A 26,755-nucleotide genomic window follows, 5' to 3' on the forward strand; every position below is an offset into this window, starting at 1 on the left:
CTGGCCCTCTCCCACCGGGAGAGGGCAAACACGTTAACGGCTCACCACTTTCAATAAAATCTCACCGTACACCGGCATCAGCGGATGACGAATCAGCGCGACAAGGGCTACCACTGCCACGCCCAGCGTCAGCGGCGCCAGCCAGAGCAGACGAGTACGCGGAAGGTAGCGCGTCAGGCGATCGACATTGGCTTTCGCGCTGCGCCACAGCCGCCAGCAGAGCCATGCTGCCAGCCACAGCAGCACGGCCGTTCCCAGCAGCAGCCACTTAAACTCACCGCTTTGCATACCGTCAGGAATATCGATGGCTGCGCCCGCGAGGATCCCCGGCAGGAAGTAGAACGGAGGCCAGAAAACGCAGCCGATAATGTTCGGCACCACGAATTTCGCGACGGGCAGATCCAGCATCCCCGCCACCATCGGCACCAGCGGACGCGTTGGCCCTACAAAGCGGCCGACGAGGATGGTGAACATGCTGTGCTGATGCAGCGCATGCTCGGTTTTATCCAGCAAGGCTTTGTTCTTTTTCATGAACGACCAGCGGTGCAGCGGCTTCTTAAAGCGCCAGCCCAGCCAGAAGGAGATCCAGTCGCCGAGCAGGCAGCCGATAATCCCGGCCAGCCACGCCTGCCAGAAATTAACCTCGCCGCTGCCAATAAGCGCCCCAAGCCCGGCCATCATCACGGTGCCGGGTAGGATCAGCCCAACCAGCGCCAGCGATTCCAGAAACGCCACCAGCGCCACGGCGATGAGCGAGTACATAACGGACTGGGTAATAAAGTGTTCCAGCAATGCCTGCATAACTATTCCGGTCAGAAAACGAATCAGCGATTCTGCTTAGCGCCCCGCACCGCGTCAAGGCAACAATTGTCTGAATAGTTTACAGGTTGCTTTCTGCATTCACCTGTTTGTTTATCTTTTTTTACCGTTTATTCACATCCCGCACGGAATTCGCTCGGGCTGGCCCCGGTACATTTTTTAAATACCCGGGAGAAATAGAGCTGATCCTCAAAGCCCACGTTGCGCCCGACGGTGGCAATCGGCATCCGGGTGGTGCTGAGCAGCAGCTTTGCCTGGCTGATGCGCTGATCCTCGCGCCAGCTCAATACGCTGACGCCAAGCTGCTGGCGGAACAGATGCGACAGCCGCGACGGCGACAGGCAGACGTGCTGAGCAACGCTGGCGATATCAAACTGGCTATCGGCCAGGTGGTCGCTGATGTACTGGCAGGCGTCGCGCACGCGGTTATCCAGCGGGGGGTTAAGCGATTCGTTAATCGCCTCCATCCGTCGCAGCAGCAGCTGTTCAAGCAGGTTAATCGCCAGCAGTTCGGCGTAGCGCCCACCGGCCTGTCCCGCCTCGATAATCTGCGCAAAAAGCTCGCGAAACTGCGCCAGATGAACCTCATCCGGGCGATAAAAACCGGTGTGCGCAAAAATAGCTGGCCAGGAAAGCCACTCCTGCCAGTAGGCGCGCGGACGGAAATAGACCCACTGGTGATACCACTCTCTGGCATCCGGATGACGGCCATAGTGGTGGATCTCCCCCGGCGGGAACAGCAGGATATCGCCGGGGCGGCAGACAAACTGCTGGTCACCGTTCTTGATGATCCCTTCCCCTCGCACGGTCAGATTGAGGATATACCCTTTCATGCCGAGCGGTCGGTCGACGTAAAAGTCGAGATATCCCTCAGCCTCGATAGGGGTCAGTCCCGCCACAAGGTGCGCGTTAAACGAGTATCCCGGCAGCAGGGGATCGTTTTGCGTTTCGGCCATAGATTCAGTTCTCCCAAGGGTCCTGAAGGAAACCAATTGTCCATATCACTAAAAGCAGCTTTAAAATGGCCCGCGAAAAGATCCAAAAAGCATCACGCCGCTTTTACGTCCGCCATGTTTCAGCCTTTCCCCCTGATTTCTCCGCCAGAGCAGGCAGATAACCAGTAACAAAAGTGTCTATAAGTGCGGCAGAAATGTCCACATTGAATATTTGCACGGCGTCACACTTTCCGTTGTAACAGCAATTTAGTCCATAAGATTAGCGGATCCTGCCTGACGACTTTTTTCCCCAGTCTCTAATGTTCTTCCATACCTGTTTTTTCGATGGAGCAACACCATGGCAATTGCGATTGGCCTCGATTTTGGCAGCGATTCGGTTCGCGCGCTGGCAGTGGACTGTACGTCCGGCCAGGAGATAGCAACCAGCGTTGAGTGGTACCCGCGCTGGCAAGAGGGGCGCTACTGCGATGCGCCTAACAACCAGTTCCGCCACCACCCGCGTGACTATATCGAGTCGATGGAAGCGGCGATCAAAACCGTCCTTGCCGAACTGACTGACGCCCAGCGGGCTGAGATTGTCGGGATTGGCGTCGACAGCACCGGCTCCACGCCTGCCCCTGTGGATGCCGAAGGCCGCGTGTTGGCGCTGCGCCCGGAGTTTGCCGACAACCCGAACGCCATGTTCGTACTGTGGAAAGACCACACCGCCGTGGAAGAGGCCGAAGCCATTACGCGCCTGTGCCATCAGCCGGGCAAAACAGACTACTCCCGCTACATCGGCGGGATTTATTCCAGCGAATGGTTCTGGGCCAAGATCCTTCACGTCACCCGTGCCGACGCAGCCGTTGCGCAGGCTGCGGCGTCATGGGTTGAGCTGTGCGACTGGGTGCCTGCCCTGCTCTCCGGCACCACCCGCCCGCAGGATATCCGCCGCGGCCGCTGCAGCGCCGGGCATAAATCCCTGTGGCACGAAAGCTGGGGCGGTCTGCCACCGGCCGCGTTCTTCGACGAGCTCGATCCGATCGTCAACAAGAGCCTGACGTACCCGCTGTTTACCGACACCTTCACCGCCGATATTCCCGTCGGCACCCTCTGCGAAGAGTGGGCGACGCGCCTCGGCCTGCCGCAGAACGTAGCGATCTCGGGCGGTGCCTTTGACTGCCATATGGGCGCCGTGGGCGCGGGCGCACAGCCAAACACGCTGGTTAAAGTCATCGGGACCTCAACCTGCGACATCCTGACGGCGGATAAAGCCACCGTCGGCGAGCGCGCGGTAAAAGGCATCTGCGGCCAGGTTGACGGCAGCGTGGTGCCGGACTTTATCGGCCTCGAAGCCGGTCAGTCCGCATTTGGCGATATCTACGCCTGGTTTGGTCGCGTGCTCGGCTGGCCGCTGGACCAGCTGGCGGCGGCGCATCCTGAACTGAAAACCCAGATAGCCGACAGCAAAAAGCAGCTTCTGCCGCAGCTCACCGAAGCCTGGGCAAAAAATCCGTCTCTCGATCACCTCCCGGTGGTGCTGGACTGGTTTAACGGCCGCCGCACGCCGTTTGCCAACCAGCGCCTGAAAGGGGTGATCGCGGATCTCAACCTGGCGACCGACGCCCCTGCGCTGTTCGGCGGCCTGATTGCCGCAACGGCCTTCGGTGCCCGCGCCATTATGGAGTGCTTCACAGGGCAGGGTATCGACGTCAACAACGTGATGGCGCTGGGCGGTATCGCCCGTAAAAATCAGGTGATCATGCAGGCCTGCTGCGACGTGCTGAACCGTCCGCTGCAGATTGTGGCCTCCGATCAGTGCTGCGCGCTGGGCGCGGCGATTTTCGCCGCCGTGGCCGCGGGCGTTCATGCGGACATTCCGACTGCGCAGCAGCATATGGCGAGCGCCGTCGAAAACACGCTTCAGCCGCGCGCCCAGCAGGCACAACGCTTTGAACAGCTTTATCAGCGCTACCAGCAATGGGCAAAAAGCGCCGAACTTCACTATCTCCCTGTCGCCGCCCCGGCCAAAAGCACCGCGGACACTACGGCAACCCTGACCCATTAAGGACACGATGATGACCATTTTTAATAACTATGAAGTGTGGTTTGTGATTGGAAGCCAGCATCTGTACGGACCGGAAGCGCTGCAGCAGGTGACGAAACACGCGGAGCACGTCGTTAACGCGCTGAACGCGGAAGCTAAACTGCCGTGCAAACTGGTGCTGAAACCGCTGGGCACCACGCCGGACGAAATCACCCACATCTGCCGCGACGCCAACTACGACGATAAATGCGCCGGTCTGGTGGTGTGGCTGCACACATTCTCTCCGGCCAAAATGTGGATCAACGGCCTGTCTATCCTCAACAAACCGCTGCTGCAGTTCCATACCCAGTTCAACGCCTCCCTGCCGTGGGACAGTATCGACATGGACTTTATGAACCTGAATCAGACCGCGCACGGCGGCCGCGAGTTCGGCTTCATCGGCGCGCGTATGCGTCAGCAGCACGCGGTGGTCACCGGCCACTGGCAGGATGGCAAGGCGCAACAGCGTATCGGCTCCTGGATGCGTCAGGCGGTATCCAAACAGGATACCCGCCATCTGAAAGTGGTGCGTTTCGGCGACAACATGCGTGAAGTTGCGGTCACCGACGGCGATAAAGTCGCCGCGCAGATCAAGTTCGGCTTCTCCGTGAATACCTGGGCCGTGGGCGACCTGGTGCAGGTGGTGAATGAAATCAGCGATGGCGACGTGAGCGCGCTGGTGGACGAGTACGAAAGCAGCTACCGCCTGACGCCTGCGGCACAAATCAACGGCGACAAGCGTCAGAACGTACTGGACGCAGCGCGCATCGAGCTGGGCATGAAGCGCTTCCTGGAACAGGGCGGCTTCCACGCCTTTACCACTACCTTTGAAGACCTCCACGGTCTGAAACAGCTGCCGGGTCTGGCAGTACAACGTCTGATGCAGCAGGGCTACGGCTTTGCGGGCGAAGGCGACTGGAAAACTGCCGCTCTGCTTCGCATCATGAAGGTGATGTCGACCGGTCTGCAGGGCGGCACCTCCTTTATGGAGGACTACACCTATCACTTCGAAAACGGCAACGACCTGGTGCTCGGCTCCCACATGCTGGAAGTGTGTCCATCTATCGCCGTCGAAGAGAAACCGATCCTCGACGTGCAGTACCTCGGCATCGGCGGTAAAGCCGATCCGGCGCGTCTGATCTTCAACACCCGCACCGGCCCGGCCATCAACGCCAGCCTGATCGACCTCGGCGATCGTTTCCGCCTGCTGGTGAACTGCGTCGATGCGGTTGAAACCCCACATTCTCTGCCGAAACTGCCGGTCGCCAACGCCCTGTGGAAAGCACAGCCTGACCTGCCAACCGCATCAGAAGCCTGGATCCTGGCGGGCGGCGCGCACCACACGGTGTTCAGCCACGCGCTGGATCTGAGCGACATGCGTCAGTTCGCCGAGCTACACGACATCGAGCTGACCGTGATTGATAACGATACCCGCCTGCCCGCCTTCAAAGACGCGCTGCGCTGGAACGAAGTCTATTACGGTTCAAAACGCTAAGTACGGAATGCCCGGTGACGCTACGCTCACCGGGCAGGGAGACAACAATGTTAGACGATCTCAAACGTCAGGTGCTCGAAGCCAACCTGGCGCTGCCGAAACATAATCTGGTCACCCTGACCTGGGGCAACGTCAGCGCCGTTGACCGCGAAAAAGGCGTGTTCGTGATTAAGCCTTCCGGCGTGGATTACACGGTGATGACCGCAGACGATATGGTCGTTGTCAGCCTCGAGACTGGCGAAGTGGTTGAAGGTAAGAAAAAACCGTCCTCCGATACGCCGACTCATCACCTGCTGTACCGGTCATTCCCGACCATCGGCGGCATCGTGCATACCCATTCGCGCCACGCCACCATCTGGGCGCAGGCGGGCCAGTCCATCCCGGCGACCGGCACCACCCACGCGGACTACTTCTTCGGTACCATTCCCTGCACGCGTCTGATGACCGATGCTGAGATTAACGGTGAGTACGAGTGGGAAACGGGGAATGTGATTGTCGAAACCTTCGAAAAACAGGGGATCGACGCGGCGCAGATGCCCGGCGTGCTGGTGCACTCCCACGGCCCGTTTGCCTGGGGTAAAAACGCGGAAGACGCGGTGCATAACGCCATCGTGCTTGAAGAGGTCGCCTATATGGGGATCTTCTGTCGCCAGCTGGCGCCGCAGCTGCCGGATATGCAGCAAACCCTGCTGGATAAGCATTACCTGCGCAAGCACGGCGCGAAGGCCTATTACGGGCAGTAAACTGTATATAAACCCAGCATTAAATTCTTAACCAGGCTATAATCAGGCCTGGTTTTGTTTTCTGGGATAACGGCGTGGCGCAGGCGCAAGAAGGCTTTTTACTGACCCGACACTGGCGGGATACCCCTCAGGGCACCGAGGTCGCGTTCTGGCTGGCGACGGACAACGGTCCGCTGCACGTTACGCTTCCCCCGCAGGAATCCGTGGCTTTTATTCCTGAAGCGCACGTCGAAAAAGTGAAACAGCTACTGCGCGGCGAAAACGGCTGGCGCATCACTCCGCTTGAGCTGAAAGATTTCCACCGTCAGCCGGTTTACGGCCTCTACTGTCGCGCCCAACGTCAGCTGATGCGCTATGAAAAGCTGCTCCGCGAGGCGGGCGTTACGCTCTACGAGGCGGATATTCGCCCACCGGAACGCTTTCTGATGGAGCGGTTTATTACCGCCCCCGTCTGGGTCGACGGCACCGATCATAGCGGCAGCCTCGTTAACGCGCGCCTGAAACCCAATCCGCACTACCGCCCGCCGCTGAAGTGGGTCTCCCTGGATATCGAAACCACCCGCCACGGCGAACTGTACTGCATAGGTCTGGAAGGCTGCGGCGATCGGGTTGTCTATATGCTCGGGCCGCCGAATGGCGATGCGTCCACGCTGGATTTCCGGCTTGAGTACGTCAACAGCCGCCCGCAGCTGCTGGAGAAGCTTAACCAGTGGTTTGCAGACTATGATCCCGACGTTCTGATCGGCTGGAACGTGGTGCAGTTTGACCTGCGCGTGCTGCAAAAACACGCCGAGCGCTACCGCATCCCGCTGATGCTGGGGCGCGGAAACAGCGAGCTGGAATGGCGCGAACATGGTTTTAAGAACGGTGTCTTCTTCGCGCAGGCTAACGGTCGCCTGATCATCGACGGCATCGAGGCGCTTAAGTCCGCCTTCTGGAACTTCTCTTCATTCTCCCTCGAAGCGGTCGCACAGGAACTGCTTGGCGAAGGCAAATCCATCGACAACCCCTGGGACAGAATGGACGAGATCGACCGGCGCTTTAACGAAGACAAACCCGCGCTCGCCACCTATAACCTGAAAGACTGCGAGCTGGTCACGCAGATCTTCCACAAAACCGAGATTATGCCGTTCCTGCTGGAGCGCGCGACGGTAAACGGCCTGGCCGTCGACAGACACGGCGGCTCCGTAGCGGCCTTTAGCCACCTCTATTTTCCGCGGATGCATCGGGCAGGATACGTCGCCCCCAACCTCGGGGACGTGCCGCCGCAGGCAAGTCCCGGCGGGTATGTGATGGACTCCCGGCCAGGTTTGTATGACTCGGTGCTGGTACTGGACTACAAAAGCCTGTACCCGTCGATTATCCGAACCTTCCTCATCGATCCCGTCGGGCTGGTTGAGGGCATGGCCCAGCCGGATGATGAGCACAGCACGGAAGGTTTCCTCGGCGCACGCTTCTCGCGCGAAAAACACTGTCTGCCTGAAATCGTGGGAAACATCTGGCACGGGCGCGACGAGGCCAAGCGCCACGGCAACAAGCCGCTATCACAGGCGCTGAAAATCATCATGAATGCCTTTTACGGCGTGCTGGGCACCAGCGCCTGCCGCTTCTTTGACCCGCGTCTGGCCTCCTCGATCACCATGCGCGGGCACGAGATTATGCGCCAGACCAAAGCGCTGATTGAGTCCCGGGGCTATGACGTCATCTACGGCGACACCGACTCCACCTTTGTGTGGCTTAAGGGCGCGCACTCGGAAGACGACGCCGCGCAAATCGGCAAATCGCTGGTCGCCTTCGTGAACGACTGGTGGCAGGAACATTTGCAGAAAGAGCGGTTAACCAGCGCGCTGGAGCTGGAATTTGAAACCCATTTCGCCCGCTTTTTAATGCCCACCATTCGCGGTACCGATCAGGGCAGCAAGAAGCGTTACGCGGGGCTGATTCAGGAAGGCGACGCGCAGCGGATGGTTTTTAAAGGGCTGGAAACGGTGCGTACCGACTGGACGCCGCTGGCGCAGCAGTTCCAGCAGACGCTCTATCTGCGCGTGTTTCGCAATGAGCCGTATCAGGACTACGTGCGCGAGACGATAGCCAGCCTGATGGCGGGCGAACTTGACGCGCAGCTGGTATACCGCAAGCGCCTGCGCCGCCCGCTGGCGGAGTACCAGCGTAACGTTCCTCCGCACGTACGCGCCGCACGTCTCGCGGATGAAGAAAACGTCCGCCGTGGCCGCGCGCCGCAGTATCAAAACCGGGGAACCATCAAATACGTCTGGACCACTAGCGGCCCGGAACCCGTGGATTATCAGCATTCTCCTCTGGATTACGAACACTATCTGACGCGTCAGCTTCAGCCGGTTGCCGACGGAATTTTGCCCTTCATCGACGATGATTTTGCTACACTAGTGACAGGGCAACTTGGCCTATTTTGACGCGTGACGAAATGGCTGCCATCCAGTACCATAGCGCCCTTTCCATTCCCGGACCCATTTTTCGATGACCGTCTTTTTTGACGGTAGCCGAACTATTGCCTGCAATTAAAGATTAGAGCCGAACAACTATGCCTTTTACACTTGGTCAACGCTGGATCAGCGATACAGAAAGCGAACTTGGATTAGGAACCGTCGTAGCAATCGATACGCGTATGGTTACCCTCCTCTTCCCTGCCACCGGTGAAAACCGTCTGTACGCTCGCAATGACTCCCCTGTAACCCGCGTGATGTTTAATCCGGGTGACACCGTGACCAGCCATGACGGCTGGCAGCTCAAGATTGAAGACGTAAAAGAAGAGAATGGACTGCTCGCCTACATTGGTACTCGTCTTGATACGGATGAAGCCAATGTCGTCCTGCGTGAAGTGCTGCTCGACAGCAAACTGGTGTTCAGTAAGCCGCAGGACCGCCTGTTTGCCGGGCAAATCGACCGTATGGATCGCTTCTCCCTGCGCTATCGCGCGCGTAAGTTCCAGAGTGAACAGTACCGCATGCCGTGGAGCGGCCTGCGCGGCCAGCGCACCAGCCTGATCCCCCACCAGCTGAACATCGCCCACGACGTGGGCCGTCGCCACGCGCCGCGCGTGCTGCTGGCAGATGAAGTGGGCCTGGGTAAAACCATCGAAGCGGGCATGATCCTGCATCAACAGCTGCTTTCCGGCGCTGCCGAACGCGTGCTGATCGTGGTGCCAGAAACCCTGCAACACCAGTGGCTGGTTGAGATGCTGCGCCGCTTCAACCTGCGCTTCTCCCTGTTCGACGATGAACGCTATGCCGAAGCGCAGCACGATGCCGACAACCCGTTTGAAACCGAACAGCTGGTCATTTGCTCCCTGGACTTCGTGCGCCGCAGCAAGCAGCGTCTTGAGCACCTGTGCGATGCCGAGTGGGACATTATGGTTGTTGACGAGGCGCACCACCTGGTCTGGAGCGAAGACGCGCCGAGCCGCGAATACATGGCTATAGAGCAGCTTGCGGAACGCGTGCCTGGCGTCCTGCTGCTGACCGCAACGCCGGAGCAGCTGGGTCTGGAAAGCCACTTCGCCCGTCTGCGCCTGCTCGATCCAAACCGTTTCCACGACTTTGCGCAGTTCGTGGAAGAGCAAAATAACTATCGCCCGGTCGCCGATGCCGTCGCCATGCTGCTGGCGGGCAAGCGTCTTTCTGATGACGAACTTAACACCCTGAGCGATCTGATTGGCGAGCAGGATATCGAGCCGCTTTTGCAGGCCGCGAACAGCGACAGCGACAACGCGGAATCCGCGCGTAAAGAGCTGATCGACATGCTGATGGACCGCCACGGCACCAGCCGCGTGCTGTTCCGAAACACCCGTAACGGCGTCAAAGGCTTCCCGAAACGCGAGCTGCATACGATTAAACTGCCGCTGCCGACGCAGTATCAGACGGCGATTAAAGTCTCCGGCATTATGGGTGCGCGCAAAACCCAGGAAGAGCGCGCCCGCGACATGCTTTATCCGGAACAAATCTACCAGGAATTTGAAGGCGATACCGGCACCTGGTGGAACTTCGATCCGCGCGTGGAGTGGCTGATGGGCTACCTGACCGCCCACCGCTCCCAGAAAGTGCTGGTGATCTGCGCCAAAGCGGCCACCGCGCTGCAGCTGGAGCAGGTTCTGCGCGAGCGTGAAGGCATTCGCGCCGCCGTGTTCCACGAAGGCATGTCCATCGTCGAACGCGACCGCGCCGCGGCGTGGTTCGGGGAAGAGGACAGCGGCGCACAGGTTCTGCTGTGCTCGGAAATCGGCTCTGAAGGCCGTAACTTCCAGTTTGCCAGTAACCTGGTGATGTTCGATCTGCCGTTCAACCCGGATCTGCTGGAGCAGCGTATCGGCCGTCTGGATCGTATCGGTCAGGCGCATGATATTCAGATCCACGTGCCGTATCTGGAAAAAACCGCGCAGTCCGTGCTGGTACGCTGGTTCCACGAAGGTCTGGATGCGTTTGAGCACACCTGCCCGACGGGCCGCACCATTTATGACCAGGTGCATGGCGATCTGATCGGTTACCTGGCCGCGCCGGAAAATACCGACGGCTTTGACGATTTGATTAAGTCCTGCCGCGAGAAGCACGACGCGCTGAAAGCGCAGCTGGAGCAGGGTCGCGATCGCCTGCTGGAGATCCATTCCAACGGCGGCGAAAAAGCGCAGGCGCTGGCTGAGAGTATTGAAGAGCAGGATGATGACACCAGTCTCATCAGCTTCTCCATGAACCTGTTCGATATCGTCGGCATCAACCAGGACGACCGCGGCGAGAACCTGATTGTCCTGACCCCGTCCGATCACATGCTGGTGCCAGATTTCCCGGGCCTGCCGGAAGATGGCTGCACCATCACCTTTGAGCGCGATGTGGCGCTGTCCCGCGAAGACGCCCAGTTCATCACCTGGGAACACCCGCTGATCCGTAACGGCCTGGACCTGATCCTCTCCGGCGATACCGGCAGCAGTACCATTTCCCTGTTGAAAAACAAGGCGCTGCCGGTGGGCACCCTGCTGGTGGAGCTGATCTACGTTGTGGAAGCGCAGGCGCCGAAACAGCTGCAGCTCACCCGCTTCCTGCCGCCAACGCCGGTCCGCCTGCTGCTGGACAAAAACGGCACGAACCTGGCCGGACAGGTCGAGTTCGAAAGCTTCAACCGACAGCTGAGCGCGGTAAACCGCCATACGGGCAGCAAGCTGGTGAACGCGGTACAGCAGGATGTGCACGCTATTCTGCAGCTGGGCGAAACCCAGATTGAAAAAGCGGCCAGAGCGCTGATTGACGCCGCGCGCAGTGAAGCCGACGAGAAACTGTCTGCGGAGCTGTCCCGTCTGGAAGCGTTAAAAGCCGTCAACCCGAACATCCGTGACGACGAGCTGGCGGCGATTGAAAGCAACCGTCAGCAGGTGCTGGAAAGCCTGAATCAGGCTGGCTGGCGTCTGGATGCCCTGCGTCTTATCGTTGTGACGCATCAGTAAACGGAGCGCAAGATGGTGATGGAGCCTTACAATCCGCCGCAGGATCCCTGGCTGGTCATTCTGTATCAGGATGAACACATTATGGTGGTCAACAAGCCCAGCGGCCTGTTGTCCGTGCCGGGGCGTCTGGACGAGCACAAAGACAGCGTGATGACGCGCATTCAGCGCGATTATCCGCAGGCGGAGTCAGTCCATCGCCTGGATATGGCCACCAGCGGCGTGATTGTGGTAGCGCTGAACAAAGCGGCGGAACGCGAGTTAAAGCGCCAGTTCCGCGAGCGCGAGCCGAAAAAGCAGTATGTCGCCCGCGTCTGGGGTCATCCCGCGCAGGCGGAAGGGCTGGTGGATTTACCGCTGATCTGCGACTGGCCGAACCGGCCAAAGCAGAAGGTGTGTTACGAAACCGGCAAGGCCGCGCAGACCGAGTACGAAGTGCTGGAGTACGCGCCGGATAATACCGCGCGCGTCCTGCTTAAGCCGATTACCGGACGTTCACACCAGCTGCGCGTGCATATGCTTGCCCTGGGTCATCCGATTCTGGGCGACCGCTTCTATGCGCCGCCTGAAGCGCTGGCCCTGGCGCCACGTCTGCAGCTGCACGCTCAGACGCTCACCATTACCCATCCGGCCTTCGGTAACGCGATGACGTTTAAAGCCCCGGTGGACTTCTAAAAAAAAAGCCCGACATCGTCGGGCTTTTTTTTATTTGAAACCTTTCTTCTCTTTAATGAGCTCGTACGCCTTCTGGATTTCCTGCGCTTTTTGCTTCGCCATCTCCATCATTTCTGGCGGTAAGCCTTTCGCGACCAGTTTGTCCGGATGATGCTCGCTCATGAGCTTACGATAGGCACGTTTAATCGTGGTCTGATCGTCAGAGGGCTTAACGCCAAGCACGTTGCAGGCGTCTTCCAGCGTCGGACCACGCTGCGCCTGCTGCCAGGCACCGCCGGACGACTGCTGATGATAGCCGCCGCCAAACTGCGCCCCGCCCTGCATCATGCGCAGGAACTGGTCGAATTGCATGCGGGAGATGCCCAGTTCTTCCGCAATGACGTACAGCACGTCACGTTCATTAGGGTGAAGCGAGCCGTCGGCGAAGGCCGCCTGGATTTGAATTTCCAGAAACATCCGAATTAAATCAAAACGTCCAAAGCAGATGCTGCGGAACTGACGCATTTTTTCGCGAAGCGGATAATTATCCGACTTGCCGATGCGAAACGCATTTTGCGCTGCCAGACGGGAGTCGCCGTGCAGGTTCATGCGATCCATAAAAACGCTGGCAATCTGAATATCGGCTTCTGTGACACGCCCTTTGGATTTGGTTAAGTGCCCCATGACCTCAAAGGTGGTGGAGAAAAAGAGTGACTGACGCTCGCGCTGGTTGGCAAACCAGGCCATTTTGCGGCTGCGCGCCTTATCAAACATATGGCCGATAATAAGCCCAAGCACAATCCCCCAGAACCCGGCACCCATGATGATGGCGAACGCAACGCCGATTATTTTACCCCAATACTGCATATACTCCCCGGATAGTCATATTCCTGGCCGACGCAACGTCATCATCACTGTGTTCAAGTCACGGTCAATTGAAGGACATCGCCTATAATTTGCTTTATCATACTCGTCATTCGATAGCGAGCCTAACACTCTGGCACGCAAACGGGCAGGATTAACGCTGGTACTGCGCAGATGAGTAAGATAGTCTCTGAGCGTTTGTAAGCCGTAGCCACTGATGACGGAACAATAAAATACAACGTATGAAAAAACGTATCCCCACCCTCCTGGCCACAATGATTGGCTCCGCCCTGTATAGTCAACAGGGGCTGGCGGCCGATCTCGCCTCGCAGTGTATGCTTGGCGTTCCAAGTTATAATCGCCCACTGGTGAGTGGCGATACAAATAGCTTGCCGGTAACCATTACTGCCGACAGTTCGAAAGGGACTTACCCTGACAATGCCACGTTTACGGGCAATGTCGATATTAACCAGGGCAATAGCCGCCTGCAGGCAGACGAAGTGCAGCTGCACCAGAAGCAGCCGGAAGGTGCGGCCGAGCCGGTACGAACGGTGGATGCGCTGGGTAATGTGCACTATGACGACAATCAGGTCATCCTGAAAGGTCCGAAAGCCTGGTCAAACCTGAATACTAAAGATACTAACGTCTGGAAAGGTGATTACCAGATGGTGGGTCGCCAGGGGCGCGGTGACGCAGACCTGATGAAACAGCGCGGTGAAAACCGCTATACGATCCTGGAAAACGGCACGTTCACGTCATGTCTGCCGGGTTCCAATACCTGGAGCGTGGTCGGGAGCGAGGTTATCCATGACCGCGAAGAACAGGTCGCAGAGATCTGGAACGCCCGCTTCAAGCTGGGCCCTGTTCCCATATTCTACAGCCCTTATCTGCAGCTTCCCGTCGGTGACAAACGTCGCTCCGGTTTCCTGATCCCGAATGCCAAATACAGCACCACGAACTACTTTGAGTTCTATCTGCCGTATTACTGGAACATCGCGCCAAACATGGATGCGACGATCACGCCGCACTATATCCACAAGCGCGGCAACATCATGTGGGAGAACGAGTTCCGCTATCTGACCCACGCCGGTGCGGGTCTGATGGAGCTGGATTATCTGCCGTCGGATAAAGTCTTCCAGGACGAGCATCCAACCGAAGGCGATAAGCACCGCTGGATGTATTTCTGGCAGCATTCCGGGGTGATGGACAAGGTCTGGCGTTTCAACGTCAACTACACCAAAGTCAGTGACCCGAACTACTTCAATGATTTCTCATCCAAATACGGTTCGAGTACCGACGGTTATGCCACGCAGATCTTCAGCGTGGGTTACGCGGTTCAGAACTTCGATGCGACGGTAACCAACAAACAGTTCCAGGTATTCTCCAACCAAACGGCAAGTACCTATGGCGCCGAGCCTCAGTTGGACGTTAACTGGTACCAGAATGACGTGGGTCCGTTCGACACCCGTATTTATGGTCAGGCGGTGCATTTTGTAAACACCAATTCCAGTATGCCGGAAGCCACCCGAGTTCACCTGGAGCCCGTTATCAACTTGCCATGGTCGAATGACTGGGCAAGCCTGAACACGGAAGCCAAGCTGATGGCGACACACTATCAGCAAAAAAATATTGATGATTACAATACCAGCAACAACGCCCATCTTGAGGAATCCGTAAACCGTACGCTTCCGCAGTTCAAGATGGACGGTAAGCTGATCTTCGAACGCAATATGGCACTTCTGGCGGATGGCTATACCCAGACGCTGGAGCCACGTATGCAGTACCTGTACGTGCCTTATCGCGACCAGAGCAACATTAACAACTATGACTCTTCTTTACTGCAGTCTGACTACAGCGGCCTGTTCCGCGACCGTACCTACGGTGGTCTTGACCGCATCGCGTCAGCGAACCAGTTAACGACCGGGGTCACATCGCGCGTTTATGATGACGCTGCCGTTGAACGTTTTAACGTTTCTGTTGGTCAAATCTACTATTTCACCGAGTCTCGTACGGGCGATGACAATATTAAGTGGGAGAAAGATAACAAGACAGGTTCGCTGATTTGGGCTGGTGATACCTACTGGCGTATGACCGATCGTTGGGGTCTTCGCGGTGGCGTGCAATATGACACCCGTCTAGACAATATCGCCAACAGTACGGCGGCGATTGAGTATCGCCGGGATGAAGATCGTATGCTGCAGTTGACCTATCGTTATGCCAGCCCGGAATATATTCAGGCGACGCTACCGAACTATGGTACTGCCGAGCAGTATAAAGATGGTATTTCGCAGGTGGGTGGCGCAGCGAGCTGGCCAATCGCCGACCGCTGGTCAATCGTAGGCGCGTACTACTTTGACACCAACGCCAATAAAGCTGCTGACCAGATGGTAGGTCTGCAATATAACTCCTGCTGTTACGCGCTGCGTCTCGGTTACGAACGTAAGCTTAACGGCTGGGAAAACAATCAGAGCAAATACGATAACGTGATTGGCTTTAACTTCGAGTTACGCGGCCTGAGTTCCAACTACGGTCTGGGTACGCAGAAAATGCTGCGCTCGAATATTCTGCCGTACAGTAGCGCCTTGTAATGTGCTTGATTTGCAACGTAATCCGCTTTGCGGTTAATTGAAATGGAAAAAGTATGAAGAACTGGAAAACGCTGCTGCTCGGTGTCGCTATGGTTGCGAATACCAGCTTCGCCGCCCCCCAGGTTGTTGATAAAGTCGCTGCTGTGGTTAACAACGGCGTCGTGCTTGAAAGTGACGTTGACGGTCTGATGAAATCGGTGAAGCTCAATTCGGGCGAAGCCGGTCAACAGCTTCCGGATGACGCCACGCTGCGCCACCAGATCCTGGAGCGTCTGATCATGGATCAGATCGTTCTGCAGATGGGGCAGAAAATGGGTGTGAAGATCACTGACGAGCAGCTCGATCAGGCGATCGCTAACATTGCGAAGCAGAACAATATGTCTTTAGACCAGATGCGCAGCCGCCTGGCCTATGACGGCATCAGCTACGCCACCTACCGTAACCAGATCCGTAAAGAGATGCTGATTTCGGAAGTGCGTAACAACGAAGTGCGTCGCCGCGTCACTATCCTGCCTCAGGAAGTGGACGCGCTGGCAAAACAGGTGGGTAACCAGAACGATGCGAGCACAGAGCTGAACCTGAGCCACATTCTGATCCCACTGCCAGAGAACCCAACGTCCGATCAAGCTGCGGAAGCCGAAAGCCAGGCGCGTTCGATTGTTGAACAGGCGCGTAACGGCGGCGACTTTGGCAAGCTGGCAATCACCTACTCCGCTGACCAACAGGCGCTGAAAGGTGGCCAGATGGGCTGGGGACGCATTCAGGAGCTGCCATCTATCTTTGCCCAGGCGCTGAGCACGGCGAAGAAAGGGGATATCGTCGGTCCTATCCGTTCAGGCGTGGGCTTCCACATTCTGAAGGTGAACGATCTGCGCGGCCAGAGCCAAAATATCTCCGTCACCGAAGTTCACGCTCGCCACATTCTTCTGAAACCGTCACCGATCATGACTGACGATCAGGCGCGGGCGAAGCTGGAACAGATCGCAGCAGACATTAAGAGCGGCAAAACCACATTTGCGAAGGCAGCAAAAGAGTTCTCTCAGGATCCAGGCTCTGCAAACCAGGGCGGCGATCTGGGCTGGGCGGCTGCGGATATCTACGATCCTGCCTTCCGTGACGCGTTGATGAAGCTGAACAAAGGCCAGATCAGCGCGCCGGTCCACTCTTCGTTTGGCTGGCATCTGATCGAGCTGATGGACACCCGTAACGTTGATAAAACGGATGCGGCACAGAAAGACAGAGCCTACCGTATGCTGTTTAACCGTAAGTTCTCTGAAGAAGCAGCAACCTGGATGCAGGAACAACGCGCCAGCGCTTACGTGAAAGTTCTGAGCAACTAATGAAACAGCATCGTGTTGTTATCACGCCCGGCGAACCCGCCGGGATTGGGCCTGACCTCGTTGTCCAGCTCGCCCAGCGCAGCTGGCCGGTAGAACTGGTTGTCTGCGCCGATGCAACACTGTTACAAGACCGGGCAACGCTGCTCGGTCTGCCTTTAACGCTCATCCCTTACGTTGAAGGCCAACAGCCTGCACCGCAGCAAGCCGGTACGCTCACCCTTCTTTCTGTTCCCCTTCGTACGCCGGTTATTCCGGGCCAGCTCAGCACGGAAAACGGCCACTATGTCGTTGAAACCCTTGCGCGCGCCTGCGACGGTTGCCTGAAGGGCGAATTTGCCGCCCTGATCACCGGCCCCGTCCACAAAGGCGTCATCAACGAAGCGGGTATACCCTTTACCGGGCATACGGAGTTCTTCGAAGAGCGCTCGCACAGCCCGAAAGTAGTGATGATGCTGGCGACGGAGGAAATGCGCGTTGCGCTGGTGACTACCCATCTGCCGATCAAAGCCATCCCTGATGCGATCACCCCTGAACTCCTGCGCGAGATCATCGGGATTTTGCATCACGATCTACAGACAAAGTTTGGGATCCCGCAGCCGCACGTGCTGGTCTGCGGCCTGAATCCGCACGCCGGTGAAGGCGGGCACATGGGCACCGAAGAGATCGACACCATCATTCCGGTACTCAACGAAATGCGGGCGAAGGGGATGAACCTCAGCGGGCCGCTGCCTGCAGATACCCTTTTCCAGCCGAAATACCTGGATAATGCCGACGCCGTGCTCGCGATGTACCACGATCAGGGCCTGCCCGTGCTAAAATACCAGGGCTTTGGCCGCGGGGTGAATATCACCCTCGGTTTACCCTTTATTCGAACGTCCGTTGACCACGGTACTGCGCTGGATCTGGCAGGCCAGGGGAAAGCGGATGTCGGCAGTTTTATTACGGCGCTTAATCTCGCCATCAAAATGATTGTTAATACTCAATGACTAATCGAGTCCATCAGGGCCACTTAGCCCGTAAACGTTTCGGGCAAAACTTCCTTAACGATCAGTTCGTGATCGAAAGCATTGTCTCGGCTATTAATCCGCAAAAAGGTCAGGCGATGGTCGAAATCGGCCCGGGCCTTGCCGCGCTGACCGAGCCGGTAGGCGAACGCCTCGACGAGCTGACCGTCATCGAACTGGACCGCGATCTGGCCGCACGCCTGCAAACGCACCCGTTCCTCGGGCCGAAGCTGACCATCTATCAGCAGGACGCCATGACGATGAACTTTGGCGAACTGTCGGAAAAAATGGGCCAGCCGCTGCGCGTCTTCGGCAACCTGCCGTACAACATCTCCACGCCGCTCATGTTCCACCTCTTTAGCTATACTGATGCCATTGCCGACATGCACTTCATGTTGCAAAAAGAGGTTGTTAACCGTCTGGTTGCAGGCCCGAACAGTAAAGCGTATGGTCGTTTAAGCGTGATGGCACAGTATTACTGCAACGTGATCCCGGTACTCGAAGTACCGCCGTCAGCGTTCACACCACCACCGAAAGTGGATTCAGCGGTTGTGCGCCTTGTGCCGCACAAGACGAAACCGTATCCGGTTAAAGATCTGCGCGTGCTGAGCCGCATTACCACAGAAGCCTTTAACCAGCGCCGTAAAACGATCCGTAACAGCCTGAGCAATTCGTTTACCGTTGAGGTGTTAGCCGAGCTGGGGATCGACCCGGCAATGCGTGCGGAGAACATTTCCGTAGAGCAGTACTGCAAGCTGGCTAATTACATCAGCGATAATGCGCCGCCGAAGGAGAGTTAAGCCATGATTGATTCGCCCCGCGTATGTGTCCATGTACAAAGCGTCTATGTTGAATCACAGTCCTCACCGGACGAAGAACGTTTTGTTTTCGCTTACACCGTGACCATTCGCAATCTGGGGCGGATGCCCGTACAGCTGCGCGGGCGCTACTGGCTTATCACTAACGGCAATGGCCGCGAAATCGAAGTTCAGGGTGAAGGTGTGGTTGGTGAACAGCCCCACATCGCCCCTGGCGAAGAGTACCAGTACACCAGCGGCGCGGTGATTGAAACGCCGATGGGTACTATGCAAGGCCATTATGAAATGGTCGACGTCGATGGCAATGATTTCCGCGTTGCCATTCCTGTGTTCCGTCTCGCCGTAACCACACTCATTCATTAATCTAATGTCTACATATCTGATTGGCGACGTTCACGGTTGCTACGATGAACTGATCGCATTATTAAAACAGGTCGACTTTACGCCAGGACAGGACACGCTCTGGCTGACGGGCGATTTAGTCGCGCGTGGCCCCGGCTCCCTTGAGGTTCTGCGCTTCGTTAAATCACTCGGCGATAGCGTGCGCATGGTGCTGGGCAATCACGATCTGCATCTTCTGGCGGTTTTCGCCGGGATCAGCCGCAACAAACTTAAAGATCGCCTCACCCCACTGCTGGATGCGCCGGACGCGGACGATCTGATTAACTGGCTGCGCCGTCAGCCCCTGCTGCAGATCGACGAAGAGAAAAAGCTGGTCATGGCGCATGCCGGGATCACCCCGCAATGGGATCTTGAGACGGCGAAAACCTGCGCGCGTGACGTTGAGGCGGTGCTGGCGAGCGACTCGTATCCTTTCTTCCTCGATGCCATGTACGGTGATATGCCGAACCACTGGAGCGAGGATCTCAGCGGTCTGGCCCGTCTGCGCTTTATCACCAACGCCTTCACCCGCATGCGCTTCTGCTTCCCGAACGGACAGCTGGACATGTATTCCAAAGAGACGCCGGAAAGCGCGCCCGCTCCGCTGAAACCGTGGTTTGCCATTCCGGGACCGGTGACCAGCGAGTACAGCGTGGTATTTGGTCACTGGGCTGCGCTGGAAGGAAAAGGAACACCGGAAGGGATTTACGGTCTGGATACCGGATGCTGCTGGGGCGGAGAGTTAACCTGCTTACGCTGGGAAGATAAAGCTTACTTTGTGCAGCCGTCCAACCGACAGCTGGACTTAGGAGAAAGCGAGGCCGTTGCCTCCTGATACGCTATTCCCTCTCCCGGCCGGGAGAGGGAAAATCACTTAACGACGTTCCAGAATCTCGAAGCAGTAGCTGTGGGAGTTCTGTGCATCCGCGTCGTGGAATTCGCTGAATACCGATTCCCACTCGTCCGGATCGTAGTCCGGGAAATGGGTATCCCCTTCCACTTCTGCATCAATGTGGGTCAGATACAGCTTCTGCGCTTTTGGCAGGAACTGCTCGTACACGCGCCCACCGCCAATCACCATGATCTCTTCGGCATTGCCGCATGCAGCAATCGCCTCGTCTACTGATTTTACCCATTCGACGCGATCGTCAGTGCCCGGCTGGCTGCTGATAACGATATTCTTACGGCCCGGTAATGGACGACCAATCGACTCCCAGGTCAGGCGGCCCATCACTACCGGCTTGTTTAACGTAGTACGTTTAAACCATGCGAGATCGGCAGGCAGGTTCCACGGCATGGCATTTTCCATACCGATAACGCGGTCCACCGCCAGCGCTGCAATCAGACTGATCATTGAAAATTTCCCGGATGCAAAAAATTGCCGCCACTATACGGAAAGCTTAATCTTTCGTCGACTGGCGGCAGGGTAAAGATAAAGAAATTTTTTATTATTGCTGGCAACTCCACTTCACGCGGAAGGTTTACTCTCGGGCTCGTCAGCCGGATCGCCGGTATGCTTGCCCTCTTCCGTGCCCTGCCAGCCATGACGCTGGATCAGCGACAGGTGATTACGATCCTCGTTAATGATTTCCGTCAGCATCGCGCTGGTGCGCTTGAACACCGCCGCGCGCTCGGTGGCCGAACTGCCGGCCATCGCCGCCATCTCTTCAACCATCTCGGTATTAAAGCGGCGGAACAGGTCTGCCCGTTCGCGTGCCTCATATGCGCCGAGCCCCAGGTTTTCCAGCGCCACGCGGCCAGACTTCAGCGCGCCTTCGAACGTTTCACGCTCCGGCGCCTCTACGCCCGCCTGCCGCAGCCGGATGTAGTGATCCACATCGCGCGCGCGGGAGATAATAGTCAGCGCCGGGAAATGCTCTTTTACCAGCTCAACCATCTGCATGCTGGTTTCCGGATCGTCAATGGCGTTAATCAACACCTCGGCTTTTGCCGCCCCGGCGGATTCCAGCAGATCGACGCGGGTTGCATCCCCGTAAAACACCTTCATATCAAATTTACGCAGGGTATCGACATGATCGGGATCGTGATCGAGGATGACCATTTTCACCCCGCTCGACAGCAGCAAACGCCCCACGATCTGCCCGTAGCGGCCAAATCCGGCGATGATGACGCGCGGCTGCTCCTCGTCGATCTCGTCGGCCTCGCGCTCCTGCTCGCTGCCCGCTTTTTCCAGGCGCGTCAGCACCACCAGCAGCACGGGCGTCGCCGCCATCGACAGTGCCACCGCCAGCGTCAGCGCCTTCGCCCACTCGGGATCGAGCACGTTTGCCATCTGCGCGGCGCCAAAGACCACGAACGCAAATTCACTCCCCTGCCCCAGCAGCACGGCGAACCAGCGGCGCTGCCTGCCCGGCACGTTCAACGGGCGAGCTATCAGCCACAGCATCACCATTTTAATGACCAGGAAGCCGACAAGCAGGATGACGATCCGCAGCGGGTGCGTCACCAGCGTGCCGAAATCGACGGACATCCCGACGCCGATGAAAAACAGCCCCAGCAGCAGTCCTTTGAACGGCTCGATATCGCTTTCCAGCGCGTGACGGTATTCAGAGCTCGCCAGCAGAACGCCTGCGAGGAACGCCCCCATCGCCATCGACAGCCCGGCTTCCTCCAGCAGCAGACCGAAGCCAAACACCAGGAACAGCGCTACGGCGCTGAACACTTCGCGCAGGCCAGAACGGGCAACAAACCGCAGCAGCGGGCGGGTCACGTAGCGGCCAAGGAGCACCACCAGCGCCAGCGCGCCCGCCACCTTCAGCGCCGACAGAGCAAAAGCGCCCAGCGTGGTAGAGGAACCGCTGGCCGCCAGCAGCGGGATCATCGCCACGAGCGGGATAGCGGCAATGTCCTGGAACAGCAGCACCGAGAACGCGCTGCGTCCCATCTGGGAGACCGTCAGGTTTCGCTCGTTCATCGCCTGCATGGCAATCGCCGTCGAGGAGAGCGCCAGCGTCATGCCGATGAGCTCAGCCACTTTCCAGTCCATGCCCAACAGGATGCAGAACCCGCCCAGCAGCAGGCCGCAGGCCACCATCTGCAGCGCGCCGCCGCCAAATACCGAGGCGCGAAGCTTCCACAGCCGCTGCGGGTCGAGTTCCAGGCCAATCACAAACAGCATCAGCACCACGCCGATTTCAGCGAAATGGAGAATCGCCTCGGCATCCGTGACCAGCCGAAAGCCCCACGGCCCAATGACGCAGCCCGCAATCAGGTAGCCGAGAACCGAGCCCAGCCCCAGACGTACCGCCACGGGCACAATCAGCGCCGCCGCGCCGAGGTAAATCAGCGCCTGTATCAGCGTATGGCTATCCATGATGCGTCTCCTGCCACTCAAGTAAGCGTTGTTTATAATGGCGAGCCTGCGCCTGCAGCGTTTCATCGTCGCAAACAAACGTGCAGTGCATCGCAAAAGGCGGGAGCCAGTTCAGACCGCAATAGAGCGCAGTCGCCTGCAGCGGCTGCGCCAGAACGTCAAAACCCGGGAAGGAACCGATATCAAAATGGCTTTCACCACCGCCGGTGGTGACCGCCCACATCAGGCTTTTTCCTTTTAGCGCATTGCCGTTGTGTCCGTACGCCCAGCCGTGGGAGAAGACTTTATCAATCCACAGCTTCAGGAGCGGGGGCGTGCTGTACCACTGCATGGGGTGCTGCCAGATAATCAGATCGGCACGGGAGAGCGCCTCCTGTTCGGCGGCGATATCGATATTAAAATCGGGATAAAGTTGATAGAGGGAACGTATCTCTACGTTATCAAGCGTCCTTACCTGCTCAAGCATCCGCTTATTCGCATGCGAGTGCTGCGGATAAGGATGGGCATAAATTATCAGAATCATTGATTAGCCTGTTGTTACTGCTTTCTTTTAACAAAAGAGTGTAGTCAGTAATTCAACAGGCTAATAGTGAATATTATTGACGGGCTTACGTCAGAATTCTGAATTAGTTATCCAGCTCGCCCATGGATTTCACCTGGTCACGGTTGATCTGCTCGGTTTGACCGGTTTCGGCGTTTTTATACGACACCAGACCGGTATCGTCATCTACCTGCGGTTTGCCGTCGGTGACGATAGTTTTGCCATCGGTGGTTTTTACGGCCTGATTAGACGAACAGCCCGCAACGGTAAACATTGTCGTGGCAGCCAGAACGGAAGCGATCAGTAATTTATTTTGCATGGTGTTTTCCCCTGCTCTCAGTTGAATTTCGTTATCGACCTAACCATTTTAGGCTAACTGACTGAATGCGGATGAAAAACCAGAAGGTTCTGAAGATGGGAGAATGCCCGGCAACCGAACGGCACCGGGCATTTTTACTTACTTGCTAATCTGCGCGTGCATTTCCTGAACCGAAATCACCTTCTCGGTGGCATCCGCGTTCAGCGCCATGGCCGTCGCGAAACCGCCGTTCAGGGTGGTGTCGTAGTGCACTTTGTACTGCAGCGCGCTGCGGCGAATCAGCTTGGAGTCTTCAATCGCCTGGCGGCCTGCGGTGGTGTTGATGATGTAGGTGTACTCGCCATTCTTGATACGGTCCTGAATGTGCGGACGCCCTTCATGCACCTTGTTCACCAGACGCGGGTTGATGCCGGCTTCGCCCAGCACAATCGCGGTACCGTGGGTCGCGTCCAGCTCGAAGCCCTGTTTCAGCAGCTTGGCGGCCAGGTCAACCACGCGCTCTTTGTCGCCTTCGCGAACGGAGAGCAGCGCACGGCCTGATTTTCTCATGGTGGAGCTACTGCCCAGCTGCGCCTTCGCGAACGCTTCTGCGAATGTGCGGCCCACGCCCATCACTTCCCCGGTAGAGCGCATTTCTGGCCCTAACAGCGGGTCAACGCCCGGGAATTTGTTGAACGGCAGCACCACTTCTTTCACCGAGTAGTACGGTGGGATGATCTCTTTGGTCACGCCCTGCTGCGCCAGCGTCTGGCCCGCCATCACGCGCGCCGCCACTTTCGCCAGCGGTACGCCGGTGGCTTTGGAGACGAACGGTACGGTACGTGCCGCACGCGGGTTGACTTCAATCAGATAGACTTCGTTGTCTTTCACCGCGAACTGGACGTTCATCAGACCGCGAACCTGCAGCTCGAAGGCCAGCTTCTGCACCTGCTGGCGCATCACGTCCTGAATCTCCTGGCTCAGCGTGTACGCTGGCAGAGAACAGGCGGAGTCGCCGGAGTGCACGCCCGCCTGCTCGATATGCTCCATGATGCCGCCAATCAGCACCATTTCGCCGTCGCAGATGGCGTCAACATCCACTTCCACCGCGTCGTCGAGGAAGCGATCGAGGAGCACTGGCGCATCGTTGGAGACGCTCACCGCGGTCTGGAAGTAGCGGCGCAGGTCGGCTTCGTCATAAACGATTTCCATCGCGCGGCCGCCCAGCACGTAGGAAGGACGCACCACCAGCGGGTAGCCAATCTCTTTCGCCTTCTCAACGGCCATTTCAATGGCGGTCACGGTGGCGTTCGCCGGCTGTTTCAGCTTCAGACGGTCAACCGCCTGCTGGAAACGCTCGCGGTCTTCCGCACGGTCAATCGCGTCCGGGCTGGTGCCGATTACCGGCACGCCTGCTGCTTCCAGCGCGCGCGCCAGCTTCAGCGGGGTCTGGCCGCCGTACTGCACGATAACGCCTTTTGGCTTCTCGATGCGCACGATTTCCAGCACGTCTTCCAGGGTAACCGGCTCGAAGTAGAGGCGGTCAGAGGTGTCGTAGTCGGTAGAGACGGTTTCCGGGTTACAGTTGACCATGATGGTCTCGTAACCGTCTTCGCGCAGCGCCAGCGAGGCGTGTACGCAGCAGTAGTCGAACTCGATGCCCTGGCCGATACGGTTTGGACCGCCGCCCAGCACCATAATCTTGTCGCGGTCGACGGACGGGTTCGCTTCGCACTCGTCTTCATAGGTGGAGTACATGTAGGCGGTGTCGGTCGAGAATTCAGCCGCACAGGTGTCCACGCGCTTGTAGACCGGGTGCAGGTCGTACTGGTCGCGCAGCTTGCGGATTTCGGCTTCACGCACGCCCGCCAGCTTAGCCAGACGCGCGTCGGCGAAGCCTTTACGCTTCAGCACGCGCAGGAAGTCAGCGTCCAGGCCGTTGATGCCCAGTTCAGCAACCTGCTCTTCCAGACGCACCAGCTCTTCAATCTGCACCAGGAACCAGCGGTCGATGTTGGTCAGGTTGAACACGCCGTCGACGGACAGGCCCGCACGGAAGGCATCGGCGATGTACCAGATACGCTCTGCGCCCGCGTCTTTCAGCTCGCGACGAATTTTCGTCAGCGCTTCCGGGTCGTCCAGGCTCACTTTCGGGTCAAAGCCGGTCGCGCCCACTTCCAGACCGCGCAGCGCTTTCTGCAGGGATTCCTGCTGCGTGCGGCCAATCGCCATCACTTCACCGACAGATTTCATCTGGGTGGTCAGACGGTCGTTCGCGCCTGCGAATTTCTCGAAGTTGAAGCGTGGAATTTTGGTTACAACGTAGTCGATTGACGGCTCGAAGGACGCAGGGGTGCGGCCACCGGTGATGTCGTTCATCAGCTCGTCGAGGGTGTAACCCACCGCCAGCTTCGCCGCCACTTTCGCAATCGGGAAGCCGGTCGCTTTAGAAGCCAGCGCGGAGGAGCGGGACACGCGCGGGTTCATTTCGATAACAATCAGACGGCCTGTTTTCGGGTTAACGGAGAACTGCACGTTAGAGCCGCCGGTTTCAACGCCGATTTCACGCAATACCGCCATCGAGGCGTTACGCATGATTTGATACTCTTTGTCGGTCAGGGTCTGGGCTGGCGCAACGGTGATGGAGTCACCGGTGTGGATACCCATCGCATCGAAGTTTTCGATGGAGCAGACGATGATGCAGTTGTCGTTTTTATCACGCACCACTTCCATCTCGTACTCTTTCCAGCCAATCAGCGATTCATCAATCAGCAGCTCTTTGGTTGGGGAGAGATCCAGACCGCGTTCGCAAATCTCTTCAAACTCTTCGCGGTTGTAGGCAATGCCGCCGCCGGTGCCGCCCATGGTGAACGATGGACGGATGATGCACGGATAGCCCACGTCAGCCGCGACGGCCAGCGCTTCTTCCATGTTGTGTGCGATACCGGAACGCGCGGTGTCGAGGCCGATTTTCTTCATCGCCACGTCGAAGCGGCGACGGTCTTCTGCTTTATCAATCGCGTCGGCGGTCGCACCGATCATGGTCACGCCGAACTCTTCCAGCACGCCCTGACGCTCCAGCTCCAGCGCACAGTTCAGCGCCGTCTGGCCGCCCATGGTTGGCAGCACCGCGTCCGGACGCTCTTTCTCGATGATTTTACGCACCACTTCCCAGTGAATAGGCTCGATGTAGGTCGCATCAGCCATTTCCGGGTCGGTCATGATGGTGGCCGGGTTAGAGTTCACCAGGATAACGCGGTAACCCTCTTCGCGCAGGGCTTTACACGCCTGCGCGCCGGAGTAGTCGAATTCGCAGGCCTGGCCGATCACGATCGGGCCAGCGCCAAGGATCAGGATGCTTTTTATGTCTGTACGTTTTGGCATTGTCTTC

20 protein-coding genes are annotated in these 26,755 nt (G+C 57.7%); 12 read left to right on the forward strand and 8 right to left on the reverse strand.

Going from position 1 to position 26,755, the window contains the following annotated elements; genetic code table 11:
* Positions 1-33 precede the first annotated feature (33 nt).
* Together ACOTZB_RS09565 and araC are read right to left on the reverse strand one after the other, a co-directional pair.
* On the reverse strand, positions 34-801 hold the full coding sequence (locus tag ACOTZB_RS09565; protein WP_421626992.1) for a DedA family protein: 768 nt from the start codon (positions 799-801) through the stop codon (positions 34-36).
* A gap of 128 nt (positions 802-929) precedes the next feature.
* Positions 930-1,775 carry an arabinose operon transcriptional regulator AraC gene (araC, locus tag ACOTZB_RS09570; protein WP_193805055.1) on the reverse strand — a complete coding sequence of 282 codons (846 nt, stop codon included), beginning with the start codon at positions 1,773-1,775 and terminating at the stop codon, positions 930-932.
* 337 nt (positions 1,776-2,112) lie between these two features.
* Between araC and araB the strand changes: the two genes are divergently transcribed.
* From araB to rluA, 6 genes are all read left to right on the forward strand, one after another.
* Complete coding sequence (gene araB / locus ACOTZB_RS09575) at positions 2,113-3,822, forward strand: ribulokinase (protein WP_421626994.1); 1,710 nt, start codon at positions 2,113-2,115, stop codon at positions 3,820-3,822.
* Positions 3,823-3,832: 10 nt separating this feature from the next.
* Positions 3,833-5,335 (forward strand): L-arabinose isomerase, encoded by a 1,503-nt coding sequence (araA, locus tag ACOTZB_RS09580; RefSeq protein ID WP_337279783.1) that lies wholly within the window; start codon positions 3,833-3,835, stop codon positions 5,333-5,335.
* 47 nt (positions 5,336-5,382) lie between these two features.
* Complete coding sequence (gene araD, locus ACOTZB_RS09585) at positions 5,383-6,078, forward strand: L-ribulose-5-phosphate 4-epimerase (RefSeq protein WP_421626995.1); 696 nt, start codon at positions 5,383-5,385, stop codon at positions 6,076-6,078.
* Between the two features lie 74 nt (positions 6,079-6,152).
* Positions 6,153-8,510, forward strand: a complete 2,358-nt coding sequence (gene polB, locus ACOTZB_RS09590; protein ID WP_421626997.1) for a DNA polymerase II — start codon at positions 6,153-6,155, stop codon at positions 8,508-8,510.
* Positions 8,511-8,638: 128 nt separating this feature from the next.
* Positions 8,639-11,545, forward strand: coding sequence for an RNA polymerase-associated protein RapA (gene rapA / locus ACOTZB_RS09595; protein WP_193805058.1), 2,907 nt, complete (start codon positions 8,639-8,641; stop codon positions 11,543-11,545).
* A gap of 12 nt (positions 11,546-11,557) precedes the next feature.
* Complete coding sequence (gene rluA / locus ACOTZB_RS09600) at positions 11,558-12,217, forward strand: bifunctional tRNA pseudouridine(32) synthase/23S rRNA pseudouridine(746) synthase RluA (RefSeq protein WP_008502014.1); 660 nt, start codon at positions 11,558-11,560, stop codon at positions 12,215-12,217.
* Between the two features lie 30 nt (positions 12,218-12,247).
* Here rluA and djlA read toward each other — a convergent pair whose 3' ends face one another.
* Positions 12,248-13,063, reverse strand: a complete 816-nt coding sequence (gene djlA, locus ACOTZB_RS09605; RefSeq protein ID WP_023310366.1) for a co-chaperone DjlA — start codon at positions 13,061-13,063, stop codon at positions 12,248-12,250.
* 239 nt (positions 13,064-13,302) lie between these two features.
* Here djlA and lptD point away from each other — a divergent pair, with 239 nt between their 5' ends.
* The 6 genes from lptD to apaH are packed head-to-tail and all read left to right on the forward strand — an operon-like array spanning position 13,303 to position 20,026.
* A complete protein-coding gene (gene lptD / locus ACOTZB_RS09610; protein WP_421626998.1) occupies positions 13,303-15,648 on the forward strand; it encodes an LPS assembly protein LptD in 2,346 nt (781 codons plus the stop codon).
* A 53-nt stretch (positions 15,649-15,701) separates the two neighbouring features.
* Positions 15,702-16,988, forward strand: coding sequence for a peptidylprolyl isomerase SurA (gene surA, locus ACOTZB_RS09615; RefSeq protein ID WP_126328865.1), 1,287 nt, complete (start codon positions 15,702-15,704; stop codon positions 16,986-16,988).
* Positions 16,988-17,974, forward strand: coding sequence for a 4-hydroxythreonine-4-phosphate dehydrogenase PdxA (gene pdxA, locus ACOTZB_RS09620; protein ID WP_029740873.1), 987 nt, complete (start codon positions 16,988-16,990; stop codon positions 17,972-17,974). The genes surA and pdxA overlap by 1 nt, the downstream gene beginning before the upstream one ends.
* The gene (rsmA, locus tag ACOTZB_RS09625; protein WP_023310362.1) at positions 17,971-18,792 is read left to right on the forward strand and encodes a 16S rRNA (adenine(1518)-N(6)/adenine(1519)-N(6))-dimethyltransferase RsmA; all 822 of its coding nucleotides are present in this window, start codon (positions 17,971-17,973) and stop codon (positions 18,790-18,792) included. Before pdxA ends, rsmA begins: the two co-directional genes overlap by 4 nt.
* A 3-nt stretch (positions 18,793-18,795) precedes the next feature.
* The gene (gene apaG / locus ACOTZB_RS09630; protein ID WP_023310361.1) at positions 18,796-19,173 is read left to right on the forward strand and encodes a Co2+/Mg2+ efflux protein ApaG; all 378 of its coding nucleotides are present in this window, start codon (positions 18,796-18,798) and stop codon (positions 19,171-19,173) included.
* 4 nt (positions 19,174-19,177) lie between these two features.
* Positions 19,178-20,026: a bis(5'-nucleosyl)-tetraphosphatase (symmetrical) ApaH gene (apaH, locus tag ACOTZB_RS09635; protein ID WP_421627000.1), complete on the forward strand. Its 849-nt coding sequence runs from the start codon at positions 19,178-19,180 to the stop codon at positions 20,024-20,026.
* Between the two features lie 39 nt (positions 20,027-20,065).
* Here the strand turns inward: apaH and folA are convergent, their stop codons facing one another.
* The 5 genes from folA to carB all read right to left on the reverse strand — a co-directional run bounded on the left by folA (position 20,066) and on the right by carB (position 26,748).
* Positions 20,066-20,545, reverse strand: coding sequence for a type 3 dihydrofolate reductase (gene folA / locus ACOTZB_RS09640; protein ID WP_008502023.1), 480 nt, complete (start codon positions 20,543-20,545; stop codon positions 20,066-20,068).
* A gap of 114 nt (positions 20,546-20,659) precedes the next feature.
* A complete protein-coding gene (gene kefC / locus ACOTZB_RS09645) occupies positions 20,660-22,525 on the reverse strand; it encodes a glutathione-regulated potassium-efflux system protein KefC (RefSeq protein ID WP_421627001.1) in 1,866 nt (621 codons plus the stop codon).
* Entirely contained in the window at positions 22,518-23,048 is a 531-nt protein-coding gene (kefF, locus tag ACOTZB_RS09650) for a glutathione-regulated potassium-efflux system oxidoreductase KefF (RefSeq protein ID WP_023310358.1), read from the reverse strand. Before kefF ends, kefC begins: the two co-directional genes overlap by 8 nt.
* A 103-nt stretch (positions 23,049-23,151) precedes the next feature.
* Positions 23,152-23,385, reverse strand: coding sequence for a YgdI/YgdR family lipoprotein (locus tag ACOTZB_RS09655; protein WP_023310357.1), 234 nt, complete (start codon positions 23,383-23,385; stop codon positions 23,152-23,154).
* Between the two features lie 138 nt (positions 23,386-23,523).
* Complete coding sequence (gene carB / locus ACOTZB_RS09660; protein WP_039260850.1) at positions 23,524-26,748, reverse strand: carbamoyl-phosphate synthase large subunit; 3,225 nt, start codon at positions 26,746-26,748, stop codon at positions 23,524-23,526.
* Between the last annotated feature and the right edge of the window lie 7 nt (positions 26,749-26,755).

The sequence above is a fragment of the Enterobacter cloacae complex sp. SHL020 genome, assembly GCF_049236945.1.
Classification (GTDB): Bacteria; Pseudomonadota; Gammaproteobacteria; order Enterobacterales; family Enterobacteriaceae; genus Enterobacter; species Enterobacter dykesii.